The sequence below is a fragment of the Armatimonadota bacterium genome (assembly GCA_029907255.1).
Taxonomy (GTDB): Bacteria; Armatimonadota; UBA5829; order DTJY01; family DTJY01; genus JAIMAU01.
Window position 1 is genome coordinate 200,570 of the sequence record JARYMF010000003.1, and the last position, 13,484, is coordinate 214,053.

Below are 13,484 nucleotides of genomic sequence, written 5' to 3' on the forward strand. Positions count from 1 at the left end.
AAAACGAACCCCTCGCTTTGAGTCTAATTAAATAGCTTATTTAGGTACCTTTGCCCAGTCTTCAAGAAATTTCGCCAATCCAACATCAGTCATTGGGTGTTCGAATAACGCCTTCATTATTTCAAAGCGCATTGTGGTGATATGAGCTCCAATTAAAGCAGCTCTCAATACATGAAGCGGATTCCTGACGGCCGCGACTATTATTTCCGTTTTGAAGCCGTAGTTGTCGTATATTGTTTTTATCTCCTCAACAAGTTCCATGCCGTCATGGCCAGCGTCGTCAAGTCTCCCGACGAATGGGCTAATATATGCAGCACCTACTTTTGCAGCCAAAAGGGCTTGGGCCGCACTAAAATTTAATGTTGCATTTATCTTAATGCCTTCAGGCGCAAGTATTTTCATTGCCTTTATGCCGTCTCTAGTTACCGGAATTTTCACAACAATGTTTTTGTGCATTGCTGCAATGCGTCTTGCTTCCTCAACAATCTCCGGTGTTGTAGTACTTCCAACCTCTACGCTAATCGGGCCGTCAACAATCGAGCATATTTCGTTAACGACTTCAAGAAACGGCCGTCCAGTTGCCGCTATGTGTGATGGATTTGTTGTAACGCCATCAAGAATCCCCCAAGATTGTGCCTCCCTTATCTCTTCAACCTTCGCTGTATCAATGAAAAGCTTCATTTGCTGCCTCCTTTGCCCTTGACATAAAAAACTATATTATGTTATACAGTATTGTGTTGGATGTCAAGTGTTTACCTAAGAAGCGGAAAATGAACGACCAGCTTACCCTTGACCAATTGACTTTTAAACGGGGCGTACGAATATGTGGAGCTACTATTGGGCTGGCTTCGAATAACAAGTTTTTAATTACAGATCCTCAGTACTTCGAGGCAATGATTTTACAATCGCTTCTTACGGATGTTTGGCGAATTGAAAATGTCCCATATGCAAACGTGGATGCAGAATTTTGGGTCTATGACGTGGCCGAGCGTGCAATATCTTTTCAATTTGAAAACAATGGCAGGCGTCTGATATTGGTTGGGGACTTCACCAAAGCAGAAAAGTTATGCAGTGACAATCGTTACTCACTATTTGGAAACATTGGTTTGTTTTTCAAGTATTTACTGGTCGTACTAGAAAAAAAGGGCATTTTTAGCTTCCATGCAAGCGCGATATTTAAAGATGGTCGCTTGGTTATGTTTGTTGGCCCAGCAGCAAGTGGAAAAACAGTGTTTATCCTTTCGGCAATAGAAAAGGGATGGAAAGTTCTTACTGTCGAAATGGCTCACTGTGAAATAAAGAACCAAAACTTAATCATACATAAGGGAGCCTTATACGACAACATTCGTGTGGGCAACCTCACGATTGACTTCCCTGGTGCAATAGAACCTTTGAAAATCAAGATACCAGATACAAAAGACATATGGGGTCATAAGTTCGCGGTTGACTTGACTCCTGTCGCAGTGGAACAAGACTACCTCGTAAACCCGAACATATCCGTTGTTTTCCCAAAGGTCGAGACGGGAAGAGGAGACCCTGAGTTTACTCAAATTCCAAAGGGTAGGGGGCTTCGACGCCGGCTATTTGATAATCTTACTGAGAAAATTGGCTCTACGTTGCTTTTATACGACGAATTGCCAATACCTGGCTTTGATTCACCCGAACTTGCGGCTGCTCGTCTTGCATTCATAGACGAATTCATGAATCGAATAACTGATGCCCGGTCTGTACTCACGGGACCAAAAAACTGCATGAAAGGAATCTAGAAAATGGCAAACGCTTGGGAGAACATCTGTGAAGCACCAATACAAGGCAGGTCACGCAAGCCACGAACCACAGGGTTCACAATGGTTATTGATAAATGCCTTGGATTAAGGCAAACCGAAGACCTAATGGAACTTGCGAGCGAATGGATTGACGATATCAAGCTAACTTTCGGAACATCAGCATTTTATGATGCCGACATACTTCGCCGAAAAAATGAGATCATTCGTGCGGCCGGCGTTGATGTCATGCCTGGGGGCACTTTCCTGGAAGTAGCAATCTGGCAACGACGTGTGCCAGAATACTTAAAGCGAGCAAAAGAATTAGGATTTACAATGATCGAAGTCAGCGATGGAACGATAGAGGTATCTCCTGAAATGCGTAGGGATGTCATTAAACGCGCATTGGACTCGGGTTTCAAAGTAATTAGCGAGGTCGGTAAAAAGGACCCAGACGAAAAGATTGCTACCGAATTGATGCATGAAGAAATCGCAAATGATTTAGAGCTAGGTGTATTTAAAGTAATTGTGGAAGCACGCGAAGCCGGCAAAGGCGTAGGAATATTCGATAAAGATGGAAAGGTCAAGGAGGATGAAATAGACGCTATTATAGCCGGAGTTAAGGACCCAAACGACCTAGTGTGGGAAGCGCCGCTCAAGAACCAGCAACAACATCTAATATTAAGGTTTGGCTGCAACGTCAACCTTGGCAATGTGCCACCGGAGGAAATTTTGGCACTCGAAGCTCTTCGCCAGGGTTTGCGCGGCGACACTTTAAAGAGAGCATACTGTGCAAACCCTAAGTACTGAAATAAAAAATTACTTACAAATTGCCGTTCAACAGCTAAATGAAATGTAAAAAGAAAGGAGCATTTATGAACAAAAAATTATTCCCAGGGCTAGGATTGGCTACTGTTATTGCAGTGGTAGCCTATTTCATAAATCAACTGCCATTTCCGCCATTTACTATGCCTGGTAAGGATCCTCAGCATCCACAGCATCCAATTGAGAGCGTGCTCATAGCAATAATCATCGGTTTTTTAGTAAACAACCTCATAAAGCTTCCAAAGGCAATCGAGCCTGGTGCAAAGTACTGCCTTAAGGGAGTGCTGGCGCTTGGAATAGTTTTTATGGGCTCAAGGTTAAATTTCTTTGATGTGGTAAAGCTTGGTGGGCTTTCTGCGGGTTTGGTAGTTATTGTTATTGGCGTAGCACTTTCGCTGTCTATGTGGCTTGGGAAAATTATGAGAATTCGGCAGAAGCTCGGTGCATTAATCGCTGTTGGATGCACAATTTGTGGAGGAAGCGCAATTGCCGCTACAGCTCCAGCCATCGAAGCCGAAGATTCAGATGTCGCATTTGCCGTTGGAACTATTACAATCCTTGGTGTTTTGGCAATGTTTATTTATCCAGCAATCTGCGGGCTGATTGGTTTATCAGATGTTGGTTTTGGTATCTGGGCAGGAACCGCAATTCACAATACACCTCAAGTGGTCGCCGCAGGAATTATGCATAGCAACGTATCGGGCGAAGTTGCTACAACGGTTAAAATGGTACGCAACTTGTTTATCGCCCCAATTGTAATACTTTTCGGCTACTTGTTCCGCAGCCAGCGCGTCCAACAAAGCAAAGTTAAACTTAACTATAAAGAACTCTTTCCCTTGTTCGTACTGGGATTTGTATTGATGGCACTATTGCGAACTAGTCTTTCTAGCTTTGGATTAGTTGGGTCAGCAAAAGAGCCAGAGGCGTTATGGCCGCTTTTTCAGGTTTTTGAAAAGCTAAGCATGTGGCTAATCACAATTGCCATGGCAGGAATTGGTTTAACAACCAACTTGGCAAGCATGAAAAAACTTGGCTTCAAAGGATTTCTAATTGGACTAATTACAACCGCGGTTGTTGCAATAATAAGCATCCTTTTAATTTTTGGATTCGACTTAAATAATCTATCAGTCGCAAAATAACTGTATTTACTCGGCGCCTACGCGTTAAGTTAAAAGAAATCAATAAAGCCCAGCTTTTCCATTTGCAATATATATTAGGCATTTTTCTATGCAAGTTGATTTTAAGTATGGGCAGGGGCATATTACGTTAGAATTGCCAGACAAACAGATCCTAGCTATTTGCCGTGCGCACGACCTTGACGGCGTTGAGGATCCAGTCTTGGAAATTAAGCGTGCCCTGCAAAATCCAATTGATTCGCTAACTCTCAAATCCCTCGCTGTTGGCAAGAAGTCTGCCGCTGTTGTGGTTGACGACGTCTCGCGACCCGTGCCTTACCCGCTTGTCCTTACGCCCGTTTTGGACACTTTGGTCATGGCAGGCATTCCCGAGGAGCGCATTTGCGTTATTGCTGCAACGGGACTCCACCGACCCATGACCAAAGAAGAGTTCGATAAGTGGGTGGGTCCCTACAAAGGGCGAGTACAAGTAGAAAACAACCAGCCCGATAATCCATTAGGATTATCCGAACTTGGCGTAACATCATTAGGCACTCGAATTTCAGTTAACAAAAAGTTTATGGAAGCCGAACTTAAAGTTCTTACCGGCGATGTAGATTACCATCAATTCTGCGGGTATGGCGGTGGCGCAAAGAGCGTCTTCCCTGGTCTAAGTAATCGTGAAGCGATTGAAGCAAACCACTCAAACTTGGAAATTCCTGGAACCGGCATGGGACGTATAAAGGGCAACCCAGTACGCATGGAAATCGATGAAGTCGGGCGCATGGCAGGCGTAGACTTCATTTTGAACGTGGTACAAAACTCCAAAAAGGAAATCGTTGGCGCCTTTGCTGGCGATATGATTTCTGCTCATAGAGCAGGCGCAGCTTTAGTTGACCGTATGTATAAAATGAGAGTTCCATGTCGGGCAGATATTGTAATCGCTTCCCAAGGTGGCTATCCAAGGGATATTGACCTTTACCAGTCTCAAAAAGCACTTCAAGCATCTAGGAAGTTAGTAAAAGATGGAGGAAAGATATTTATTCTCGCAGAATGCCGTGAGGGCCATGGAAACGACCTTTTCGATGAATGGATGCGAGAAGCCACTTCAGCAGAAGAAATCATCTCCCGAATTAAGAAGAAATTCGTTATGGGTGGCCATAAGGCATACCAATATGTTCGCGACATAAAAGGTGTAGAAGTTTTTCTCTATAGCGCTCTGCCGCCTCAGCAGGTTAAAACTTACCGATTAAAACCACTTGACGCACCTGAAGAAATCATTAGCCATATAAAACCATCAGATACCATTATTTGCCTACCTGATGCAGCGATGACCTGTGTGGAATGTAGTTAACGCCAACTATGGCTTTGAAATTAACGACTGTCCTGAAAGTTCAGGTCTAATCTGCTTTACCCTCGGCGCCTAGGGCCCGAATAATCTCTTTCATATCTTCCTTGAGTCTATCTTTAATGGCCTGCATAATTTTCCACGGATGATCCTTATGATCAAGAGTTGCCGAAAATTCATTAAAGTACTTGATATAATTCGCGCGAAATGGCTCACCAAAGTTCACTTTCGATATGCCAGCTTTTACCAATTCGCTTATTAATTCTATGGGGATGCCACAAGTACCATGTTGGACAAGAGGAACGGGCACTACCTGACGCAACTTTCGAACAAGATCAAAATCAATCTGGTCTTGAAGATCAAAAACGCCATGCTTTGTCCCATCTGCAATCGCAAGCATATCAATACCTGTCTCTTCTACTAGGCGTACAGCCTCTTCTGGGTCTGTTACAGGTGCTTCTTGACAGCCACTCGAATGAACACCACCTGTAACATGACCAACTTCTGCTTCTACTGAAATCCCCATCGGCTTCACAGCTTGCACAACTCCCCTTGTTAGCTTAATATTTTGCTCAAGCGGCAAGTGTGAATAATCAATCATAACCGACGTATATCCAGCACTAACTGCCCGAAGTATCGAGGACAGGCTTGAACCATGGTCGAGATGCAGGGCAATTGGAATGTTTGACGTCTTCGCAAGATGCTTAGCTTGGAGCACGCAATATTTTATGCCTCGATATTCAAGGTTTGGCTCGTAGGTTTGCAAGATTAGCGGCGACCTAAGCTCATCCGCTGCTTCGATTGCAGCGCGAGTAATTTCATAGGTTCCACCATTTGTGTTGAAAGCAGGAACCGCGTATCCCTCGTCTCTTGCTCGATCTACAAGTACTTTAGCATTAATAAAGTTCATGGTTCATTCCTCTTAGTTAATTCCATTTATAATCAGAAAACTGCCCTTAATCATCCAATTTTATCTTTTTTCCCTGCTCAGCCGATTCATAGCATGCCAACACTAAACAAAGAACGTCGCGTCCTTCTTCGGCAGTAGCAATTGGTGGGCGCTTTCCCTGAAGGAATTCTGCAATAGGGCAAGCCAATCCTGCGATTCTTTCGCCTTGCCCACGAATCTCAGGGAGACTACTTACGTGCCAGCTTCTATCTTTTTCCAACCACCATTTGAGTTGAGGAGCACCTTCCGGACGCACTGCATTGCTTGGCCCGTCGCCATAATTACCAATTATTATCCCATGTTCGCACAAAATTTCCAGGGTATTTTCACCAGCAACTGCCACAAAAGAACACGAAACTTCTGCCATCTTGCCATCAGGATACCTGAAAAGAACAATAGCGTTGTCATTTGGAATATTAGGATTGAGTAGCGTACCTAATTCCGCATATACACTTATGGGCATACCGAACAACCAATATATAAAATCAATGGGGTGGGCCGCGTCATCCGCAAAAATATCCCTGTTTAACTCAGGCTTGACATGCCAACTTTTGTCGAAATCCTTCATATACTGTGTGGTTAGGCAATGCCGGCGACGCACTTGGAATACCCTTCCAAACTCTCCGCTCTCAAGCAGGCTTTTCGCTTTCAAATTATGTGGGTCCACACGCATTTGCCAGGCAAGCGTGAATGGCACCTTATTTTGACTCACAGCGCCAACAATTCGATTAGCTTGCTCCATCGTGAGAGCAATCGGCTTCTGAAGTACAATAGCCTTGCCCGCATTTGCTGCTTTTTCCACGAGGTCGGCATGCATAGAGGTCTCTGCTGCAATCACGACTGCGCTAACATCACTTCGTGACAAAATATCCTCCGCCGACTTAGCTTGCTCTAATCCAAAATTGGCACAATATGCACTGGCGCGTGCTAAATCATGGTCCCATCCAGCTACCAACCGAATGCCCATTTCTTTCTTATCTAGCCATTGGGTGCAATAAAGCCCAACATGTCCGTGGGCAAAGCCGAGGATTGCAGTTCCAATTTCCATCATAGCCCTTATCCCAATGCTAAGGCGCTTTACAAGAAGCTAACTTCTGTGTCGAAATCGTATATCTTGCGACCTTGACCTTATTTCAGTTAATCTCTTTCGCACCAAACTCCTGCAAATGCCGCTAAAATGTTCACCTTCTTGCCTCAAAAGCAATTTTCTACAGAATACCCTTGAAAAAGATGGGCAACTACGTAGCATTTTTGTTATTATATAACCTGGTAATCACTTAGCTATCAATGGCCAATTTAAAAATAATTTGGTATTCGCTATAATGGCGCATCCATTGCCAAGCAAATTCGGCAGAAACTTTTTCCACTTGCATATAACAAGCGTTCGCTTAAAATGGACTAAAAGATTTTCGGAGAGTCAATTATGATTTCAAACAACAGCATTATTTACATCCAAGCAGTATTGATATTAGTATTAGCTTTCTCAACATCGTCAGGAAAATCTGCACAAGTAAAAGAAACGTGTATAGAAATTGCACCTGTATGGTCAGGACATCCTGTAGGCTTTTCGTTACTAAGTTGCCCAGAAAGACAATATGTCGCTTTCTACAACCCCGATAGACAATTGACCGTTGGCTGCCGAAAATATTCTGAGACGACATGGCATTTCGTGAAACTTCCTGAGACCGTCGGTTGGGATAGCCATAACTATATAACAATGGCTATGGATGACAATGGTTGCATACACCTATGTGCAAATATGCACTGCAGTCCTTTAGTTTATTTCCGCACAACAAAGCCAGGAGATATTGACAGCTTCGAGAGAATTCCTTCGATGGTTGGGCGAGATGAAACAAAATGTACCTACCCGTCATTTTTCAGAGGACCCCGTGGCGAATTCTTATTTACCTATCGCTTTGGAAGCTCTGGAAATGGCGACCAATATTTCAACATTTATGATCACAAGACAAAAACCTGGAAACGGCTAATGGATGCTCCCCTAACTTCAGGTGAGGGAAAAATGAATGCTTATTTCACAGGGTTGCGCTTATATGAAGATGGTTACTACCACACAGCATGGGTTTGGAGGGATGAGCCAGACTGTTCAACTAATCATGACCTTTCTTATGCAAGGTCGAAAGATTTAATCCACTGGGAAACGAGCGATGGCAAGGCCCTTAAGCTACCAATCACCTTGTCGACAGCCGAGATAGTTGACCCAGTACCTGTTAAGGGCGGCTTACTCAATGGGGGTGTGGCAATAGGCTTGGACTCAAAGAAACGCTTGGTTATAAGTTATCTTAAATTCGATGAACACGGATACAACCAAGTTTATAACGCCCGTCGTGAAGCAAATGGTTGGAAAATATATAAAACCAGTTCTTGGGAATATCGCTGGGAGTTCTCAGGCACTGGCTCGATTCCTTTTGAAATAAGGATAGGGCCAATTGTTGTAGAAAAGGACGGAAAGTTAAGCCAATCCTACAGCCATGTTAAATATGGAAATGGAAAATGGATACTAGACGAAGAAAATTTCCGCATATTGGAAGACATTCGCGCCACACCCGTGCCCAAAAGCGATACCTCTAAAGACTCAACCCGTATGTTAGAACCCCGATATGCTAATGATTTAGGTTCCAGCGGCGAACGCGGCGTGCGATACCAACTTAGATGGGAAACACTTAGCCTTAACCGTGACCGGCCTCGCGACTATCACCCTTCGCCTTCTATGCTTAAGCTATGTCGAATTGAAAGCGTACCAATAGATAAATAGCGCGTTCGTTTTTAATGGATACTCTGCACCGGCCATCACCGTGCTCCTAAGGCTTTCAAGCAAGCATTTAGGTATCCATAGCTCTCAGCCGCAATTATGCAAACTTCCGGCATAGACATTTCTAATGCGCCTATGACCTCCAGACACACTGGCCCCGAGTATCCATCTTCGACCATTACTCGGCAATATTCCATTAGGTCGATATCTCCACGTCCACACGCCTGTTCCTTCGGCGAGCCAGGGCTTGGCCCCCGTCCTTTGCAATCGCGGATATGAATATGTCTAACGCTGTTAATTACACGCCGAAGTGCCTCTGCAGGATTCTCTCCAGCACGGTAGATATGGCTTGGGTCCATATCTATTCCAAATGCTGGAGATTTGATTCTTTCAATTGCTTTAAGAGTGGTGGGTGTGTTGTAAATACATGCGCCAACATGAGCCTTCACACACAAAGTTACGCCAAAAGATTCCGCTTTCTCTGACATCTTTGCCATTAAGTCGGTCTGGCGCATGAAGTCTTCTTCTACATCCGACTTCCCACCTGGTCCTATGTTAATAATTGGAATGCCAATTTCCGCCCCCGCTTCAAATGCCTTCATCAGGCGATCTTCATCTAATGCTGCCTCTTCCATTGAAAGAAACTCGAGCCCATTATCCTTTACGATTTTACGAAGGTCGCTTGCTTGTGTTTTCCAATTATCTAGGTCCAAGTGCTCGCACATGCCTTTGATTGCTGAAATCTCAACTCCGTCGTATCCGGCGGATTTGATGTATTTGCATGCGGTTGCAAAATCATAACCACCAAAAAGAACTGAGTTTACGCCCAGTTTGATCATATTTGCGTTTCCTCCAAATCCTTAATTCCAATCTAAAACTACAAATCTACGATACTGTGCGTCTCCCACGATTTAATCGCCGCCTCGATGATAAGTTGAGCTTTCAGGGCATCTTCTCCGGAGCCGTCAATTTTATCGGAAGGAGTTTTTTCCTCCAACTGATCAACCCATTTTGAAATGCGGCTCTTGAAGGTCTCGCTGAAAGAACGCATCCCGCCGAGATAAGAGTAGGTTTCATACTCAATGCTATCGCGCGGATAGAAGGTTAGATGCTCGCAAGCATCCTCAAGAACAAAGCGCCCTTTGGAGCCTACAACTTCACATCTTTCCAATCCATAGCTTCCTCCAGCGTCATAACTCCCAGTCAGACAGCCGACAACGCCGTTTTCAAAATGAACTAGAATTTGCGCATTTGAATAGCAAATGCGCCCATCGCCTTTCTTTAGAAATGCTGCAACACTTTTTACATCACCGCAGAAATATCGCATTACGTCAAACGAGTGCGGATGGAGCGCTCTCAAATGAAACCAAGGTGAAGTCTCGACGGGGTTATTTATCCACATGCGCATATTTATCATGTAGAGCGTTCCTAGACGGCCGGATTCAATCCACTCTTTAGCTCTGAGAGCCGCTGGAGTAAAACGATGGTTTAGGTTGATTGCATAGGGGATTTTTTTCTTTTTTGCCAAGGCGACCATTTCCTTGCCTTCTTCGATATTGTTTGAAATTGGTTTTTCACCTAGAGTCGGGATGCCTGCCTCAAGAAGTTCCATCGTCGGAACATAATGATCGCCACCATTTTCCTCTCCTCTTGTGCACATTGAGCATGCATCAAGTTCTATACCACTAGCGAGCATTTCCTTTACGCTGTAAAAAGCCTTCCCACCAAATCTCTGGGCGCCCGCATCTGCTCTTTCAGGAATTATGTCGCAACAAGCCACTACTTCACATTTAGGGTTGTCCTTGTAGCATTGAGCATGAATACTGCCAATATTTCCAACGCCGACAATGCCAATCTTTAGAGGCATAATACCATCTCCTTGACCAACTTATTAAAAAATAAAATGTATTCTGAATTAGGATACGATAGAAGGTTCCCAATTTCCTTTTAACTTAACGCAAAGATTGTAAAAAGAATAAAAGTGGGAATTCCAAAGCGAAACCATACCTTGAGGTATAGGGGCTACTTAGAGGCGGTTGTTTCAAGAAGTAACTTTTAGGGTTATGCTTTAGCGCAGCCTTTTAGCTTGGCAATACGGCGCTCAGCTTCAGGATTTTCAGGGTCTATTGCCAGAACATTTTCAAGCTCCGATATACACAGGTCCCTATCGCCAACAGCATCGTAGGCAGCTGCGAGATTTAACCTAGCGCCAATAAAGCGAGGATTGATATCAAGTGCCTTCCGGAACTGCACAATCGCTAAGTCTGCCAAACCTTGCTTTAAGTAACATATTCCCAGATAGTTTCTCAAATCTGCATATTGGGGACAGATTGAAATTGCTTGAAGGAAAGCATCTGCAGCTTCCAGATACATTTGCTTATTCATCAGTGCAAGGCCCTTCTCAAGATGGTACTCTATCTCGTCTATATCAGTTTTTGCAACTTCCTCAAGTAGCTGGATTGCTCGATTGTGTTTGCCATGATTGTAGAGTTCGAGCGCCTCACGATACCTTTCATCACAATAAGCCGGTTCAAGTCTTACAGCGCTTTTTATATCATTAAGTCCCTCAGGTTGCCCTTTTAAAATTCTAGCAAGGCCTAGATAAAATATTGCTCGAGCATACTTAGGATTTATTTGAAGTGCTTTTGTTAGCTCTGCTTCTGCATTATCATAAAGACCCTGATTGTAATAAATCAAAGCAAGTTGAAAATGCAAATCAGGATATTCAGGGTGTAGCATTAGAGCGAATTTTAAGGACTCCTCTGCTTGGGCATAAGCGTTCATCTTTGCTTGAGCTATTCCCAGATTTGCATATGCCTCACCCATGTACCAAGCTGCAAGCTTCCGCTCAGGTAAGTTTTCATCGCAATCGGAGTCCAAAACCCTCTGAAATTCGCTTATTGCCTCGGCATACAAGCCATGGTCAAATAAAGCAATTCCTCGGTTGTAGAATTCGCTCACTGAGCTTGATGTTTTTACTTTCACGAGTAAAGGGCCTCCGCTCTAAGCATCTCAATTTAAAACTTATCTTTCAATGGTATTATCGGATTTCTTAGGGTACTACTTAAGGCGCCGTCAAAATTATATAGGACGCCTGCAGTTGGAAGCACGTCCGATGCAATAATATTCAAACCCTAATTTTTGCATGCGTTGAGGATCATAGAGGTTGCGGCCGTCAAAGAAAACTGGTCGTTTCATTGACTGCCGTATTTTATCTAAATTTAAGAAGCGGAACTCGTTCCACTCTGTTACCAATAAAACCGCATCCGCGCCTACCGCTACTTCGTAAGCATTGTCACAATAAGTAATGTTTGGTATAATCCGCCGGCAATTTTCCATTGCTACAGGGTCATATACTTGAACATTAGCTCCTTCGGCTAGAAGTTTGTTGATTATCTCAATTGACCTTGCGTCGCGCATATCATCTGTATTTGGTTTAAATGCAACGCCTAAAATTCCTATTGTTTTGCCTTCCAACCCTCCTAAAACATCTTTGATTTTATTTACAAAACGCAAAGGTTGTGCATCATTGACGCTAAGCACCCATTTGAAAAGGTCGGCATTGCACCCAAGTTTCTCAGATGTATGAATGAGCGCTTTTAGGTCCTTACCAAAACACGAGCCGCCAAAGCCAAGTCCGGCTTGCAAAAAGTGCTCTCCAATACGCTTGTCATAACCCATCCCTTTGGCAACTTGAACAACGTCTCCACCGGCCGCTTCGCATAACTCCGCAACCAAATTAATAAAGGAAATTTTCGCTGCAAGGAATGCATTCGAAACATATTTGATAATCTCAGCGCTTGTTACGTCAGTTATTAACATAGGCCGCTCGAGAGGCGCGTATAGCTCAATCAGCTTCATAGCGGAAGTTTGGGAGGGTGCTCCAATGATAATACGATCAGGATTTAGGGTATCGTAGATTGCCGACCCTTCTCTTAAAAACTCGGGGTTCGATACAACATCGAAGTCTACTGCGGAACGTTGGTTCTGTTCAATGACTTCTTTAACAAGATTTCCAGTACCAATTGGAACAGTGCTCTTGTTAACTATCACCTTGTACCTTTGGATATACTGTGCTATGCCTTTCGCTGCCTCAATTACTTGGGTTATATCCGGTTCGCCATTAGGACCGGGTGGTGTTCCTACGGCTATAAAGACAACATCCGCGGGCAATACTCCCTCGCCAAGATCTGTTGTAAAGAACAAACGGCCATCATCTACATTGCGAGAGACCATCTCCTCAAGGCCTGGCTCGTAGATTGGCATAATTCCATGCTGAAGTGATTTAATCTTTTCAGCATCAATGTCAACACACGTTACCTCATTACCGAGGTCCGCGAAAACAGTCCCAGTAACTAGACCAACATAACCTGTTCCAATTATGCAAATATTCATATGCCCGCTACTCTTTCTCAAAAAATAAAAGTTCTAGACTACTTTTAACGTTGCCAAGCTTAACATGCAGCCTTTCCGTTGTCAACGTTTTCTCTGTTTGCAGGAAGGCAAATTTTGCCTAGACTTGTATGAGTATTTACCCACCGCAAGGCATATAAAATACAAAAACAGGCACTTGGTTGGTAAAATTTTACTTGACAAAATTTGCTAAAAGTGCGAAACTTTTAATTGAGATAAGTCGTTTATATTTGTGGAGGATGGGTAAATATTTAACGGACTCATAGGCGGCGATTCCGATTAATCTTAATTGACTCATACG

At 43.7% G+C, this 13,484-nt stretch carries 12 protein-coding genes; 5 read left to right on the plus strand and 7 right to left on the minus strand.

From position 1 onward, the window contains the following. Nucleotides 1-36 precede the first annotated feature (36 nt). Nucleotides 37-681 carry a fructose-6-phosphate aldolase gene (fsa, locus tag QHH26_03590; GenBank protein ID MDH7481047.1) on the minus strand — a complete coding sequence of 215 codons (645 nt, stop codon included), beginning with the start codon at nt 679-681 and terminating at the stop codon, nt 37-39. An 89-nt stretch (nt 682-770) separates the two neighbouring features. Between fsa and QHH26_03595 the strand changes: the two genes are divergently transcribed. From QHH26_03595 to larA, 4 genes are all read left to right on the plus strand, one after another. Next, entirely contained in the window at nt 771-1,766 is a 996-nt protein-coding gene (locus QHH26_03595) for a hypothetical protein (GenBank protein ID MDH7481048.1), read from the plus strand. A gap of 3 nt (nt 1,767-1,769) precedes the next feature. Beyond that, entirely contained in the window at nt 1,770-2,573 is an 804-nt protein-coding gene (locus tag QHH26_03600; GenBank protein MDH7481049.1) for a phosphosulfolactate synthase, read from the plus strand. 65 nt (nt 2,574-2,638) lie between these two features. After that, nucleotides 2,639-3,727: a putative sulfate exporter family transporter gene (locus QHH26_03605; GenBank protein ID MDH7481050.1), complete on the plus strand. Its 1,089-nt coding sequence runs from the start codon at nt 2,639-2,641 to the stop codon at nt 3,725-3,727. Between the two features lie 88 nt (nt 3,728-3,815). Next, nucleotides 3,816-5,057, plus strand: coding sequence for a nickel-dependent lactate racemase (larA, locus tag QHH26_03610; GenBank protein MDH7481051.1), 1,242 nt, complete (start codon nt 3,816-3,818; stop codon nt 5,055-5,057). A 46-nt stretch (nt 5,058-5,103) separates the two neighbouring features. Here larA and QHH26_03615 read toward each other — a convergent pair whose 3' ends face one another. Further along, nucleotides 5,104-5,961, minus strand: coding sequence for a class II fructose-bisphosphate aldolase (locus QHH26_03615; GenBank protein MDH7481052.1), 858 nt, complete (start codon nt 5,959-5,961; stop codon nt 5,104-5,106). Nucleotides 5,962-6,007: 46 nt separating this feature from the next. Beyond that, on the minus strand, nt 6,008-7,051 hold the full coding sequence (locus tag QHH26_03620) for a Gfo/Idh/MocA family oxidoreductase (protein ID MDH7481053.1): 1,044 nt from the start codon (nt 7,049-7,051) through the stop codon (nt 6,008-6,010). Nucleotides 7,052-7,423: 372 nt separating this feature from the next. On the opposite strand from QHH26_03620, the gene QHH26_03625 reads away from it, so the two are divergent. Then, a complete protein-coding gene (locus QHH26_03625; protein ID MDH7481054.1) occupies nt 7,424-8,773 on the plus strand; it encodes a BNR repeat-containing protein in 1,350 nt (449 codons plus the stop codon). A 35-nt stretch (nt 8,774-8,808) separates the two neighbouring features. Here QHH26_03625 and QHH26_03630 read toward each other — a convergent pair whose 3' ends face one another. From QHH26_03630 to QHH26_03645, 4 genes are all read right to left on the minus strand, one after another. Then, entirely contained in the window at nt 8,809-9,609 is an 801-nt protein-coding gene (locus QHH26_03630; protein ID MDH7481055.1) for a sugar phosphate isomerase/epimerase, read from the minus strand. A gap of 38 nt (nt 9,610-9,647) precedes the next feature. Next, on the minus strand, nt 9,648-10,637 hold the full coding sequence (locus QHH26_03635; GenBank protein MDH7481056.1) for a Gfo/Idh/MocA family oxidoreductase: 990 nt from the start codon (nt 10,635-10,637) through the stop codon (nt 9,648-9,650). Nucleotides 10,638-10,831: 194 nt separating this feature from the next. After that, on the minus strand, nt 10,832-11,755 hold the full coding sequence (locus tag QHH26_03640) for a tetratricopeptide repeat protein (GenBank protein ID MDH7481057.1): 924 nt from the start codon (nt 11,753-11,755) through the stop codon (nt 10,832-10,834). Between the two features lie 96 nt (nt 11,756-11,851). Next, entirely contained in the window at nt 11,852-13,165 is a 1,314-nt protein-coding gene (locus QHH26_03645; protein ID MDH7481058.1) for a UDP-glucose/GDP-mannose dehydrogenase family protein, read from the minus strand. Nucleotides 13,166-13,484: the final 319 nt, after the last annotated feature.